9 protein-coding genes are annotated in these 14,802 nt (G+C 51.4%); 5 read left to right on the top strand and 4 right to left on the bottom strand.

Going from position 1 to position 14,802, the window contains the following annotated elements; translation table 11 throughout:
• Window positions 1-180 precede the first annotated feature (180 nt).
• From C8N40_RS03850 to C8N40_RS03835, 4 genes are all read left to right on the top strand, one after another.
• Window positions 181-2,634, top strand: a complete 2,454-nt coding sequence (locus C8N40_RS03850) for a TonB-dependent receptor (protein WP_108210486.1) — start codon at window positions 181-183, stop codon at window positions 2,632-2,634.
• A 161-nt stretch (window positions 2,635-2,795) separates the two neighbouring features.
• Complete coding sequence (locus C8N40_RS03845; protein WP_170114014.1) at window positions 2,796-3,335, top strand: TPM domain-containing protein; 540 nt, start codon at window positions 2,796-2,798, stop codon at window positions 3,333-3,335.
• 70 nt (window positions 3,336-3,405) lie between these two features.
• A complete protein-coding gene (locus C8N40_RS03840; RefSeq protein WP_108210484.1) occupies window positions 3,406-5,055 on the top strand; it encodes a S41 family peptidase in 1,650 nt (549 codons plus the stop codon).
• Window positions 5,056-5,181: 126 nt separating this feature from the next.
• Window positions 5,182-7,848, top strand: a complete 2,667-nt coding sequence (locus C8N40_RS03835) for a cation-translocating P-type ATPase (RefSeq protein WP_108210483.1) — start codon at window positions 5,182-5,184, stop codon at window positions 7,846-7,848.
• Between the two features lie 733 nt (window positions 7,849-8,581).
• Here the strand turns inward: C8N40_RS03835 and C8N40_RS03830 are convergent.
• The 4 genes from C8N40_RS03830 to rocF form a co-directional block, all read right to left on the bottom strand.
• Entirely contained in the window at window positions 8,582-9,517 is a 936-nt protein-coding gene (locus tag C8N40_RS03830; RefSeq protein ID WP_108210482.1) for a 1,4-dihydroxy-2-naphthoate polyprenyltransferase, read from the bottom strand.
• 58 nt (window positions 9,518-9,575) lie between these two features.
• A complete protein-coding gene (locus C8N40_RS03825; protein ID WP_245904983.1) occupies window positions 9,576-10,079 on the bottom strand; it encodes a glutathione peroxidase in 504 nt (167 codons plus the stop codon).
• A gap of 405 nt (window positions 10,080-10,484) precedes the next feature.
• Complete coding sequence (argS, locus tag C8N40_RS03820; RefSeq protein WP_108210480.1) at window positions 10,485-12,275, bottom strand: arginine--tRNA ligase; 1,791 nt, start codon at window positions 12,273-12,275, stop codon at window positions 10,485-10,487.
• Window positions 12,275-13,246: an arginase gene (rocF, locus tag C8N40_RS03815; RefSeq protein ID WP_108210479.1), complete on the bottom strand. Its 972-nt coding sequence runs from the start codon at window positions 13,244-13,246 to the stop codon at window positions 12,275-12,277. Before rocF ends, argS begins: the two co-directional genes overlap by 1 nt.
• Window positions 13,247-13,326: 80 nt before the next feature.
• On the opposite strand from rocF, the gene C8N40_RS03810 reads away from it, so the two are divergent.
• A complete protein-coding gene (locus tag C8N40_RS03810; protein ID WP_108210478.1) occupies window positions 13,327-14,721 on the top strand; it encodes a type III PLP-dependent enzyme domain-containing protein in 1,395 nt (464 codons plus the stop codon).
• The last annotated feature ends 81 nt before the right edge of the window (window positions 14,722-14,802 follow it).

Here is a 14,802-nt window from a genome sequence, read left to right as displayed (position 1 = left end):
CTGAATCATATATTATATTCCTCTGATTATCGTTATATTACCAAACACAACTTTTAGGGCAGAAGCAGGCATAGCAGCTAGTCGTTTGTAGGAGGTTAATGTGAGTGTTCCTGAAAGTATAAGTATAGGCCGGCTTATACTTGGTGGATTACAGCACGCTCACTTTAAACTATATGATACATGAAACAAACTCTCCTGCTGGCCTTGTGCCTCCTGATCTGCTCTTTTTCCTGGGCGCAGAGCCCGGCTACCGGTACCCTTAAAGGGGTGGTGGTAGACTCGGCCACCCAGGCTCCCCTCAGCTATGTGACCGTCGTGGTGAGCCCTCCTGACAAGGAAGAAGCTCTGAAAACAACCTTTACACAGGCCAACGGCAGCTTTGAAGTTACCGGCCTGCCCCTGGCGCCTTACAAACTTATACTTACCTATGTAGGCTACAAGCCCTTTTCCATGCAGGTACCCGCACTGGAAGCAGATAAACCCGCTGACCTGGGCAAGCTGCGTATCGCCGCCTCGGCCAAGCAGTTGCAGGAGGTGCAGGTTACCGCCGAGAAACTGCTCGTGACCCAGGACATCGACAAAATCGGCTACAACGTGGAGTTCGACCCGGAGAGCAAGACCACCACGGCCCTGGAGATGCTCCGCAAGGTGCCCATGCTCAGCCTCGACGCCGAAGAGAACATACAACTCAACGGCAGCAGCAATTTCAGGGTGTTGGTAAACGGCAGAAACTCCACCCTCTTTGCCCGCAACCCCAAAGATGTGTTCCGCAGCATGCCGGCCAACACCATCAAACGCATCGAGGTTATCACCGACCCACCCGCCAAGTATGACGCTGAGGGGATTGGCGGTATCATCAACGTCATCACGCACGATAAGCCGCAGAACGGCTACAACGGCAGCGTTTACCTCTCGCAGGCCACCCCGGACAGCCGCTTTGGCTCCGCCAACATCCGGGCGAAAGTAGGCAAGCTGGGTATTTCGGCCTACGGCGGCAGCAATAAGTTCACCAGCCCGGACTCCTATTCCTCTTTTGAGCGACGCGAAAAAAGTTTGGGCACCACCTTGCGGCAAGAGGGCCAGGGCAATAACAAAAGCCAGTACAACTACTTCAACAGCGAGTTGAGCTACGAGATAGACACGCTAAACCTGCTTACGGCCAAGTTTGGCGTAAGCAAGAGCAACTTTGAGTCGGTGTACCTGCAGACCGTGGAGGATTTTGGCAGGGAGGGCAACCGCACGCAGGCCTTCGAGCGCAACAACTACGGCGACGGCTCCTGGGGCAATTACGAAGTGGGCCTGGACTATCAGCATACCTTTAAGCGCAACAAAGAACAGCTGCTCACCCTTTCTTACAAAATCGGCGACAACTTTAACACTGACGACACTGACCTGGAGTTTGTGCCCACCCTGAACTACAGGGGCCCTGCCGGCACGCGCACGCAGAACGAGGGCAAGTCCGTAGAGCAGACAGCTCAGATAGATTATGTGCATCCGTTTAAAAAGCATACACTAGAGGTGGGCGCCAAAACCATCCTTCGTGATAATGGCAGCGACTACTTTTACCGCAACTATAATCCCGAAACAAACACCTATGTAGAGGTGCCAAGCCTGACGAACGAGTTTGACTACAGCCAGAATATTTACGCCGCTTATACTTCGGCCAGCCTGCGCTACAAGAAATGGGGCATACGGGCCGGCGCGCGCCTGGAGCAAACCGTGGTGGATGCCAACTTCAAGTCATCGGGCTCAGTGGCCGACCGGGACTACCTGAACCTGATTCCAAGCACGACGCTGACGCGCACGCTTAAGAACATGGCCTCCCTGAAGTTGTCCTATACCCAGCGCATCGAGCGGCCCAGCCTGTGGTACCTGAACCCATACGTGAACAGACAGAACGAGAAAGCCATCTCCTTCGGTAACCCGAGGCTGAAGGCGGCCACCAGCCACGTTTTCAGCCTGGGCCACAGCATGTTCAAAAACGGAAAGTCGCTGAACAGCACCCTGACCCATACGTTTACCAACAACGCCATCCAGGGCTATACCACCTTTAACCCCGCAGACTCTGTGAGCAGCACCACCTACGGTAACATTGGCAGGAACAACACGACCACCCTCTCCATCAACAGCAACGCCACGTTCTTCAAGAAGCTCAGCATGAATTTGAATGGCTCTATGTCTTACAGCCAACTCAGCGGAAACATAGGCGGCGTGGACCTGGAGAACAGCGGTATCAGCGGGAACGTCTACAGTTATGTAAACTATAGGTTCGAGAAGAACTGGCGGGCTGGTGTGAACCTGGGCTACTACGCCCCGCGCGTGATGCTGCAGGGCAAGTCGGCCGGGCAGTTCTGGAACGGCTTCTCGGTTAGCAAAAGCTTCCTCAAAGACGAAAAGGCCAGCATCAGCCTCTCGGTGCAAAACCCCTTCAGCAAGTTCTTTACCGGCTACAGCGACGTGAGCGGTCTGAACTTTGAGCAGCGCAGCGAATATAGCTATGTGCGCCGCCGGGCCAGCATCGGCTTTAACTACAGGTTCGGTAAGCTTAAAGAAGACATCAAACGCACCAAGCGCGGCATCCGCAACGACGACCTGAAAAGCGGCGAGAGCACTTCTGGCGGAGGCGGTAATTAATTTATGAAAGTATAAAGTATAGCCCGGCTAAGATTGTGAGTAGCTGGGCTATACTTTGTAAGTGGTTTTATATTGAGCCAGCGAAGGGGTTCTGTTACCTTAAATACTTTGCAGATAAAAAATAGTCTTTAGTTATTCACTAGTTGTAGACTATGCTATTTATGAAAAACAGAAGAGTTTTAATACTGCTGGGGCTGATGCTAAGTCTTGCCACTTATAGTTGCTCAGCACAGGAAGCAGAATTTGAAAAACAGAATCTCGGACTTGTCTCTTCTGAATTGATAGAGATTGGTTTCCCTAAACCAATCGGGTATGTGAACGACTTCGAGAATATACTGACCCCAGAGCAAGAGAAGAAGTTGACTAAGCTAATTACTCTTTATCAGCAAAAAACGACTAATGAAATAGTGGTAGTTACGATTAGCTCTACTGAGCCTTACTCTGATTTTGACCAGTATGCAGTTGAAATGTCCAATGAGTGGGGAGTAGGTAAAAAAGAGAAGAACAATGGATTAACTATAGTTTTGAGTAAAACCCTGAAGAACGTACGCATTTCCACCGGAATCGGAACTAAAAAAGCACTTCCTGATGAAGTATGCAAAAGTATAATTGACCGGTTTATGGTTCCTAAGTTTAAAGAAGGCCAATACTACGAAGGTATTTCTCAGGGTCTGGACGAGCTGATAAAACATTGGAGATAACATTTGTGCTACCAAGTTCAGGCAGAAGCCTTGACTTATTATAAATACCCCTGTCATCACCAAAGCAAAGATGAAGCACACCATCCTCCTTTTTCTAAGCCTGATTATCTGTTTCAATACAGCATCTGCTCAGAACAGCTTATTTGAAACAGAAAAACTAGCAGCAACCGCCAAAGTCTGGGGCTTTTTAAAATACTATCATCCCAATGTTGCTAGCGGAAAGCTTGACTGGGATGATCAGTTACTGACCATCTTGCCTTCTGTAGAAAAGGCTGGTACCAAAGAAGAACTATCTGGCATCTACCTGAGATGGATAGAGTCATTAGGCGCTATTAAACCATGCAAAAAATGTCAGACTAGTTCTGAAACAGCGCATTTCGATAAAAACTTTGACTTGACCTGGTTCGAGAATAATGAAGTATTTACCAAAGAGCTCACTGAGAAACTTAAGTATATCGAACAAAGCAGGTTTCAGGGAAAACCTTTCTATGTAGCTACCAGTGGGCGAAATTCAGGACTCGTTCTTACGAATGAAAAATCTTATGACAACTTCGATTGGACAAACAGGCCTTTGCGCCTCTTGTCTTTATTCAGGTACTGGAACACGATTGCGTATTTCTATCCCCACAAGTATCAGCTAGACACGGAATGGGATATTGTGCTCTCCCAGATGCTGCCTAAATTTTCCTCTACAGATTCAGAATCAGCTTATCATTTGGCTATGCTGGAGCTCGTAGTGAAAATAGATGACAGTCATGGCTACTTCACAAGTAAACCAATACAGGAACATTTCGGTGTAAAACAGATTCCAGCTGCTTTCAGAATAATCGATGATGAAGTCGTGATAACGCGTATTTATGACGATTCCCTGGCGAGGCTAAGTGATATAAAGACCGGGGATGTGATAAGTAAAGTGGAAGGGATTGACGTAGCAGAGGTGCTAAAACAAAACCTGAAGTATATTTATGGAGCAAATTATAACACCAAATTAAAATACGCTTTTAACAAAATCCTGAACGGTTCTTCTGACAGCGTTACAGTCGAAATCACCAGAGGCGGTGAAACAAAAGTCCGAAAGCTTGCCAGGTACCCTTTTGACCAATTTAACCATAGCCCTAACAAAAGGACCTGGGAGATCATGGCAGGTAACATTGGGTACCTAAACCTGGGGACCATAGATGGAAAAGCATTAACCAACGCGTTCAACAGTTTAGCAGGCACCCAAGCCATTATTATTGATTTGAGAAACTATCCCAATGCATTTTATGGCTATCATTTCAAGAACTTTTTGGGAGCCAAAAACGAGGTAGTGGTTAGACAAATAAAGCCTGACTTCAAGTATCCTGGGAAATATATTTTATCTGATCAGGAAAAAATTCCCAAAACTGAATCAAAGTATAAAGGGAAAGTGGTACTACTTGTCGATGAGTATACCCAAAGCCGGGCTGAGTATACTGCCGTTTGGATCCAGAATGGTTATAATGTAACGACGGTAGGCAGTCAAACTGCAGGTGCAGGAGGCTTGATGATACCACAAGAGTTTGTGGGTGGCTATACCTCCTACTTTACAAGTTCCGGTATTTTTTACCCGGATATGTCTCCAATTCAAAGAAAAGGTGTTAAAATCGATATTGAAGTCAAACCAACAGTTCAGGGGATCATTGACGGGAAAGACGAGGTACTTGAAAAGGCAATCGAGTTTGTGAATGGCAATGCGTAGCTACCATTGCCGAAGAATGCTTGCTGCTCAACCCGTCACTACCCTACCTCCCGCAAACCTTTCTCCCCAGCTGTAGTTTTACATCTGGCACTTCCCTAATTTAATGGGACCGATAAAGCGATCAGCATGTGGTTTACCAAATCAATCGATGAGGTTGTTGCAGACCTCGACACTAATCCCGCCCAGGGGCTCTCGGAAGAAGAGGCACTAGCCCGTTTACAAAAGTATGGCCCCAATAAACTGAAGGGTAAGAAGAAGAAAAGCATCCTGCAGATGTTCCTGGCCCAGTTGCAGGACTGGCTGATTTACGTGCTCTTTGTAGCCGTGGTGATTACGATGGTCATGGGCGAGTACGTGGACAGCATTATTATACTTGCCGTAATCATACTGAATGCCATACTGGGCGTGGCGCAGGAGGTGAAGGCCGGCAACGCCATTGAGGCGCTGCAGAAAATGGCCGCCCCCAGAGCCCTGGTGCGTCGCAGTGGCACCGTAAAGGAGGTAGATGCCGAAACCATCGTGCCCGGCGATATACTTATACTGGATGCCGGGCGCTACATTGCCGCCGACGCGCGCCTGGTGGAGTCGGCAAACCTGCAGGTAGAGGAGTCGGCGCTCACCGGAGAGTCGGTGCCCTCTACAAAAGACGCGGCCCAGATACATACTTCCGAAACGCCCCTAGGCGACCGCGACAACTCTGTTTTCATGTCGACGCTGGTGACCTATGGCCGTGGCGAAGGCCTGGTGGTGGGCACCGGCATGCATACGGAAGTGGGCAATATCGCCAGCATCATTGGCGGTGAGGAAGAATCGAAAACCCCGCTGGAAATACGCCTGGACCACCTGGGCAAAACGCTCGGCAAGCTGGCCATCGGCATCTGTGTGCTCATTTTTGTAGTGGCGCTGCTGCAGGGCCGCGACCTAACGGAGATGTTCCTGATATCGGTATCCCTGGCGGTGGCTTCCATCCCGGAGGGTTTGGCGGCTATTGTGGCTATCGTGCTTTCCATCGGCGTTACGGGCATGTCCAAGCGCAATGCCATTATCCGGCGGCTCCCGGCCGTTGAAACCCTTGGCTCCGTCAACATCATCTGCTCCGATAAAACCGGCACCCTGACGCAGAACAAGATGAAGGTGGTGAAATACTTTACCCTTAAGGAGGAAGCCACAATCGAACACGGCACTACCAATACCGGCACCGACGAGGCTATACTTCTGGCCAAGGCATTTATACTTTGCTCCGACGCTACCTACGACAAGCAGACCGAATCCGGTACCGGCGACCCGACAGAGATTGCCCTGCTGATGCTGGGGGATGACCTGGGCCTGGATCGCGACGAGCTGCTGTCCGGCAACAGGCGCCTGAACGAGTTTGCCTTCGATTCGGACCGCAAGCGCATGTCCACGCTGGTGGAGGAAGAGGGCAACTATACCGTGTACACAAAAGGCGCTATCGACAACCTACTGAACATCAGCACCCACGTCATAGAAGGCGGCCAGATCGTTGAGCTGACCCCGGCACACAAACAGGCATACGCCGAGGCGACAGAGCGCATGTCGGCCCAGGCCCTGCGCACATTGGGTGTGGCCTATAAACCGGTAAGCACGGTGGTAAGTACCGAGGAAATGGAGCAGGACCTGATCCTGCTGGGGCTGGTGGGCATGATCGATCCGCCCCGGGCGGAGGTCAAGCCGTCGGTGGAGATGGCGCACCAGGCAGGCATTACGACTGTCATGATCACCGGCGACCATAAGCACACGGCCTTCGCCATTGCCCGCGAGCTGGGAATTGCAGAAAGTATAGACCAGGCCATTACCGGGCAGGAAGTGGACGAATTGACCGAGGAGGCCTTTGAGCAACGGGTGAATAACTTCCGGGTGTTTGCGCGGGTTTCGCCGGAGCATAAGGTCAGGATCGTGCGCGCTCTCCGGGAGCAGGGCAACATTGTCTCTATGACCGGCGACGGAGTAAACGACGCTCCCTCCCTGCAAGCCGCCGATATTGGGGTTGCTATGGGCATCACCGGCACCGACGTTGCCAAGGGCGCTTCGGACATGATCCTGACCGACGACAACTTTGCCACCATCGTTTCGGCCATCGAGCAGGGGCGCAACATCTACAGCAACATCCGTAAGGCGGTCATCTTCCTGCTGACCTGTAACCTGGGCGAGGTGGTGGCCATGTTTATCACGCTGCTTATCGGCTGGCAGGCGCCGCTCGTTGCCACGCAACTGCTCTGGATTAACCTGGTTACCGACAGCCTCCCGGCCGTAGCGCTGGGCATGGACCCCGGCGACCCGGACGTGATGAAAGAGAAACCACGCACCCCGAATGAGAGCTTTTTCGCGGGCGGCGCGGGCATTCGCGCGATAGGCGGCGGTATTCTGATTGGTGCCCTCACTATTTTCGCCTTCTGGTACGGCTACTATGAACACGGTTTCACCCCCTTTGATGAGGCGGTGCCGGTAGAAACCCTGGAGAACGCCCGCACCATGGCTTTCCTGACATTGGTGGCCTGTCAGCTTAATTACTCGCTGGCCATGCGCCACCCGAGCAAGTCTATTTTCCAGGTGGGCCTTTTCAGTAATAAATACCTGATTGGCGCCATTGTGCTGGGGCTACTGTTGCAGCACCTCATCATCAGTATTCCTTTCATGCAGGAGGCCTTCAGTCTGCGCATGCTTGATCTGGAGGGCTGGGTAACAGTGGTTATACTTGGGCTGGTGCCGCTGCTGATAAATGAGCTGGTTAAAGTATACCTGAGGAGCCGGAAGAGAGTGAGTGAAGTATAAGGCGGTATACTTTGGCTATACTTTATACTTGCCAATTTATGCTTTATACATCTCCCATTGCTGGCGCGGGTTTGCAACCCGTGCCTACCTATCTTCTCGGATTTGCAATCCGAGTGGCTTTAAAAGCCATACTTATACTTGCTGCTATACTTTATACTTTGGCTATACTTTTTTATACTTTCATAGCCGCCGCTTCCTGCCACTGGAACCAAGCTATCCTTACTAGCTGCTGTTCATCCTCCAGACGTACATAAACTACTGTTTCACTTCTAGCTTTCTGCCCTCCTAGGCCGGGAGGCCTCGCCTTCGGGCATCGCGCGGTGTACATTTCCTTTGCTACCCTTCGGTCGCAATGCCCTTGACGGGCACCGGAAATCCACAAGGCGCTCAACCCAAAGGCTGGGAATCATTCGATAGCCGCTGCTATTACTGTCATCTCGACCTCTAGCAGAGATCTAAATAGAATTCCACCCAGATCTCTCGCGCAGCTCGAGATGACAGCGAAAGGGCAAGTATAAATTCCCCTCTTGTGGGACTGGCCAAAACGGGAGTTTTGAGCTAGCGAGCGCAGCTCTTAGGGCTGGGTTTATACTTTATAGGGGCAGCCACTACGAAGCTCATACTTCAGCCACAGTAATTCCAGGCTCCCCTCCTTAGACAAGGAGGGGCCAGGGGTGGTTGGACCCGGTACTGCAAAACTTCCTCTCCTAAAGACAGGTAAGGTAAATACCCCCTACAACACCTGCCCCAGCCCAAACAGCAGCACAAACAGCAAGGTAGTAATAGCCATTTGCTTGAGATAAGGGTCCAGTTCCTTGGACGTTTTCTTACGCCATACGTTTACCCCGTTCACCAGCACCAGCGGCAGGGCAAGTATAAACAGGAACTGCCAGGGGCTGTGGTAGTTCAGCAGCACATAGGCAAAAGCGCTCAGCACCCCTCCCAGCAGCACCAGCACATGGTATACCCGCGCAGCTTTCGGACCGATACGCACAGGAATGGAACGCTTGCCAGCCAGTATATCGGAGTTGATGTCGCGGATGTTGTTGACGTTGAGGACTCCCACTGAAAAGAAGCCGCACACCAGCGCCGGAAGTATAACCGAGGGCTCCAGCGTCTGCGCCTGCAGAAAGTAGGTCCCCAGCACGCCAACCAACCCGAAGAAAATGAACACGAAAATGTCGCCCAGCCCCGCGTAGCCGTAAGGCTTGTCGCCGGCGGTATAATTAATAGCGGCCCAGATAGAGGCCAGCCCCAGCACCAGGAACAGCAAAAACAGCAGCATGCCCTCCGTACCGAAAGCTACCCACAGCAGCAGCAAACCCGATATCAGCGAGAGCAGGCTAAACACCACCATGCCCTTCTTCATCTGCTCGGGCAGAATGTGGCCTGCCTGCACGGCCCGCATCGGCCCCTCGCGGTGCTCGCTGTCAGCCCCGTGCTTGGAGTCGCCGTAATCGTTGGCCAGGTTGGAGAGGATTTGCAGGAAAAGCGTGGTCAGTACACACAGGGCCACTACGGTCCCGTTAAAATGTCCGTTGGCCGCCGCTATAAAAGCGCCCATGCCGATGCAGGAAAAAGCCAGCGGAAGGGTGCGTGGCCTAAAAGCCGAAATCCAGGCCTTTACCAGACCTGGACTTTGGTGTGCGGTGTGTTGGGATGTATTCAAAATTTATACTTTGCTAAACCTGACAAGAGCGGGTGCCGGTGCCAGGCAAAATCTATACTTATTGCTGTATAGCGCTCAGCAACTCCTTGTCCATCGGCTTCACCTTAGATGGATAGAAAGCCACTACATTTCCGTTCTCGTCCACCAGGTACTTGCAGAAGTTCCAGCCTGGCTCCTCCTTGCCCGGTGCGTTTTGCGACAGCCAGGTATACAGCGGATGCTGGTCCTCTCCTTTCACCGAGATTTTCTCGAACATCTGGAAGCTTACGCCATAGTTTTTCTGACAGAAAGAGGCAATCTCCTCGTTCGAGCCTGGCTCCTGCCCACCAAAATTGTTGGCCGGGAAACCCAGCACCTCTACTTCGTTGCCATGCGTTTCGTGCAGCTTTTGCAGGTCTTCGTACTGCGGTGTGTAACCGCACTCGGAGGCCGTGTTCACCAGCAGCACTTTCTTGCCTTTATACTTTGAGAAATCCACCTCTTTGCCGTCCAGCGTCTTCATCTTGAAAGTATAGAAGTCGCTGGTTTGGGTGTTGGTGTTCGGGGTTGATGCTGTTGCCATAGGTTTATCAGTTGTTGTTTCAGCGCCTGCAGCCGTTCCGTTGTTGCAAGACACCATCACTCCTAATACAGGCACCAGCGCCAAAAGTTTGAGCAGCTTTTTCATATAGATTGTTTTGTGGCTTTTAAAGTATGATGAAGATGTATTATAAAGTCCCCCTTTGATGCACTGTTGAATACTGTCCCCTGGAGAGGACTACAGGGGTGTAAAGCCATTAGCAACAGTCATCTGCAAAACCCTAACACCCCTCCAACTCCCCTCAAGGGGAGAATCTAGTTCTCACTATTTTCAAATATATTGTTATAAATCGGTGCTTTAAGTGAGAACTTCGCTGCCTTATCCTCTAAGGGAAATTCCCAGAAGACATACATCTTCCTAATCAGCAAAATCCCTTAAATCACTGGTCTACATTCGCTCTGGTACCTGGATACCCAGCAGCTTCATACTTTCACGCACGAAGCGGGCCACCATGGCCGATAACGCGATACGGAAACTACGGGCCTGCTCGTCGGTCTCGTTAAAGATAGAGATTTCCTGGTAGAAGCGGTTGTAGGCTTTGGCCAGCTCGTAAGCGTAGTTGGCGATAATAGAAGGTGCATACAGGTTACCCGCCTCTTTGACCACCGCCGGGAAGTTTACCAGCTGTGTGATTACCTCCTGCTCTGCCTCGTGCAGGTTCTCAAAGTTCTCAAAGGCCGCCGGGTCATACTTGATGCCCATTTCACCGGCCTTGCGAAGTATGGCAGAGATACGGGCGTGCGTATACTGCACGAACGGACCGGTATTGCCCCGGAAGTCGATGGACTCCTGCGGGTTGAAGAGCATGCGCTTTTTAGGGTCTACCTTTAGCAAGAAGTACTTCAGGGCGCCCATGGCCAGCGTATGATACAGCTCCTGCGCCTGCTCCTCGGTAAAGCCTTCTATCTTGCCCAGTTCTTCTGTTTGCTGGCGAGCCGTGTCCACCATCTCCTGCACCAGTTCGTCGGCGTCCACCACCGTACCTTCGCGTGATTTCATCTTGCCGGATGGCAGGTCGACCATGCCGTAAGAGAGGTGGAAAATGCCATCTGCATACGGTTTGCCCAGCTTTTTCAGCGTGGCCTTCAATACCTGGAAGTGGTAATTCTGCTCATCGGCCACCACGTACACCGACTGGTCGTAAGGGAAGTCGTTATACTTTAGCTCGGCCGTGCCCAAGTCCTGGGTGATGTACACCGAGGTGCCGTCAGCACGCAGCAGCAATTTCTCGTCCAGGCCCTCGCCGGTCAGATCTACCCACACAGAGCCGTTCTCTTTCTTGAAGAACACACCCTTCTCCAGGCCTTCCTCCACACGCGCCTTGCCTAACGTATAGGTCTCCGACTCGTAGTAGTATTTGTCGAAATCCACGCCAATGGTGCGGTACGTCTCATCAAAGCCGGCGTATACCCAGGTGTTCATGGTTTTCCACAGGTTCACCACATGCGGATCGCCCTGCTCCCACTTGAGCAGCATTTCCTGCGCTTCCAGCATCCAGGGAGCTTTCTTCTTGGCCTCCTCTTTGTCCATCCCCTGCTCTACCAGGGCATCAATCTGCTCTTTGTACGCCCTGTCGAAGAGCACGTAGTATTTGCCTACCAGGTGGTCGCCTTTCAGGCCGCTGGTTTCCGGCGTCTCGTCGTGGCCCAGTTTCTCATAGGCCAGCATCGACTTGCAGATGTGGATGCCGCGGTCGTTCACCAGGTTCACCTTCATTACCCTATGGCCGTTGGCTTTCAGGATCTCGGCCACGGAGTAGCCCAGGAAGTTGTTGCGCAGGTGGCCCAGGTGCAGCGGCTTGTTGGTGTTTGGCGAGGAGTACTCCACCATCACGTTGCGGTCGCTTGGTTCGCCATAGCCGTAAGTCGGGTCTTCCATGATGCCCTTGAACAGGCGCAGCCACTCGCTCTCCTGCACCTCCAGGTTCAGGAAGCCTTTCACCACGTTAAAGTCTTTTACCTCGGCGGCGTGTTCGCGCAGGTACTCTCCCAGCGCCTGGCCTATTTGCTCAGGGCCTTTGCCCACCTGCTTGGTGTAGGGGAAGGTAACGAACGTGAACGAGCCGGCGAACTCCTTACGGGTGGGTTGCAGGGCGATTTGTGAAGCATCAACAGTGATTCCGAACAGAGCATGCAGCGCCTGGCTGATGCGCTGGCTAATGGCATTTTGTAGTTGCATTAATGTATGGCTGTACTTTTAGATTCTTTCTGCAAGATAGCCTCGGTGGCTGTCTCTAGTATATCGAAGGCGTTCTCCGCCATCGTGTTTTCGGTGTCCAGGGTTGGGTTGATTTCGGTCATCTCGTAACACACCACGCGCGGATCCTGCAGCAGGTGGTAGTTCAGTTCCTTAGCCTCCTGCACCGTCAGGCCCACCTCCACGGGTGTGCCGGTGCCTTTCGAGAATTTGGAGTCGAGGCTGTCAACATCGAACGATACGTAGATGATGTCGCAGTCGCGCAGGCGGTCCAGGGCCTCTTGTGCCACGGTAGCAGCACCCTTGCTCACAAGCTCGGCATAGGTAAAGTTCTTGATGCCGTACTTTTCAATCAGGTAATCCTCCGGCTCCTCGGTATCGCGCACCACGATGTATACCAGGTGCTCGGGTTTCAGTTTCGGCCCATCGAAGCCCAGTTTTTTGAGCGAGTTCCAGAAGAAGATGGCTTCCGGCGAGGGGTCGTTTATCTGGCGCTCCAGGTTGTCGAAGTTCAGGGCCATGGCCAGCGGCATGCCGTGCACGTTGCCCGACGGCGACGTGTAAGGCGAGTGGATATCGGCGTGGGCGTCTATCCAGATAACACCCAACGTCTTGTCAGGGTAGGCAGCTTTTATACCGGCAATGGTGCCGTGTGCGTTAGAATGATCGCCGGACAAAACGAGCGGGAACATATCCATGGCAATAGTTTGTTCTACTGCCCGGCCAATGTTCTTTTGCACGGTCAGGATGCTGTCGATGCGGTGGGCATACGGGAAGGCATCCTGATCGAATAACGTATAGTTTAAGTCTGGAACACTGATAGAGTTGAAGCGCTTAAAGTAATCTGATCCTTTGTCCCAGCAGGCAACAAGCAAGGCGTCTATCCCCATGCTGGCGCCGCGTGTGCCAGCCCCCAACTCAGACCTTACTTCTATCAGCTTTACTTTTTTCATAGTTTTATAACAAACTTTTTGCAAAGATGGTAAAATACAATCAATATTGCATGTTTTCTTAATTTCCCCTAACTCACAGAATGGATAAATATACCGACCTTATTCACCAAACTTTTGACTTCCCGACAGAAGAATTTAAGGTGGAGAATAACGAGTTACTGTTTAACGGCATCCCTCTGATGGATATAATTAAGCAGTATGGAACACCCCTGAAGCTGACATACCTACCCAAGATAAGTTCGCAGATACAGAAGGCGAAGACCTTGTTCCGGGAGAGCATGGAGAAGCTTGATTACAAGGGCACTTATACTTATTGCTACTGTACCAAGGCCTCTCACTTCTCTTTTGTGATAGAGGAGGCCCTGAAAAACGACATCCATATCGAAACCTCTTCGGGCTACGATATGCAGATTATACGCGCGCTCTACAAGAAAGGTAAGATAGACAAAAACACGTATATCGTCTGCAACGGCTTTAAGCGCGAGCGCTACCGCCACTGGATATCAGAACTGGTGAACGATGGCTTTGTGAACTGCATGCCGATACTCGACCACCTGGGCGAGATCGACTATTACAAACAACACATAAACGTGAAGACGAAGCTGGGTATCCGCCTGGCCTCGGACGAGGAGCCGAAGTTTGAGTTCTATACTTCGCGGCTGGGTGTGCGTTATAACGACGTGATAGACCTGTATGAGCAGCAGATAAAGCCGGACGAACGCTTTGAGCTGAAGATGCTGCACTACTTCATCAACACCGGAATCAAGGACACCTCATACTATTGGTCGGAGCTTAGCCGTTTTGTACGTAAGTACTGCGAGCTGAAGAAGCTGTGCCCGGAGCTGGACACGATTGACATCGGTGGTGGCTTCCCTATTAAAACCTCTATCCAGGCGGATTACGATTACCGCTACATGACCGATGAGATCCTGCGCACCATCAAGCGGATTTGTGAGGATGAAGGTGTGCCGGAGCCGAACATCTTCACCGAGTTTGGCATCTTCACGGTGGGCGAGAGTGGGGCTACCATTTATTCCATACTGGACGAGAAGCTGCAGAACGACAAGGAGCTTTGGTACATGATCGACGGCTCGTTTATCACGAACCTGCCGGATGCATGGGCCCTGAACCAGCGCTGGCCGCTGCTGGCCGTGAATCACTGGAACAAGGAATACCGTAAGGTACAACTAGGCGGCATGACCTGCGATAGCCAGGATTATTACAATTCAGAAATGCACTCTTACCAGGTGTTCCTGCCGAAGATACCCAAAGGTGAGCCCCTGTATATTGGCTTCTTCCACACGGGTGCCTACCAGGAACAGCTGAGTGGTTACGGTGGCATTAAACACTGCCTGATTCCGTCTCCACAGCATATTTTGATAGATCGGAATGAGAATGGAGAGCTGAAGCACTGGCAATTTGCACCGGAGCAAACCAGCGAGTCGATGATGCGTATACTGGGTTACGAAGTATAAGGGTTCGCCTATATTTTTCGTAACAGTTTTTTACTTTTTAAGTATTTATACTATTTTTGGTCCGAAACCCTTCTAATTACT

This window comes from Pontibacter mucosus (assembly GCF_003054055.1).
GTDB classification, from domain to species: domain Bacteria; phylum Bacteroidota; class Bacteroidia; order Cytophagales; family Hymenobacteraceae; genus Pontibacter; species Pontibacter mucosus.
This window is presented reverse-complemented; position numbering and strand designations above follow the sequence as displayed.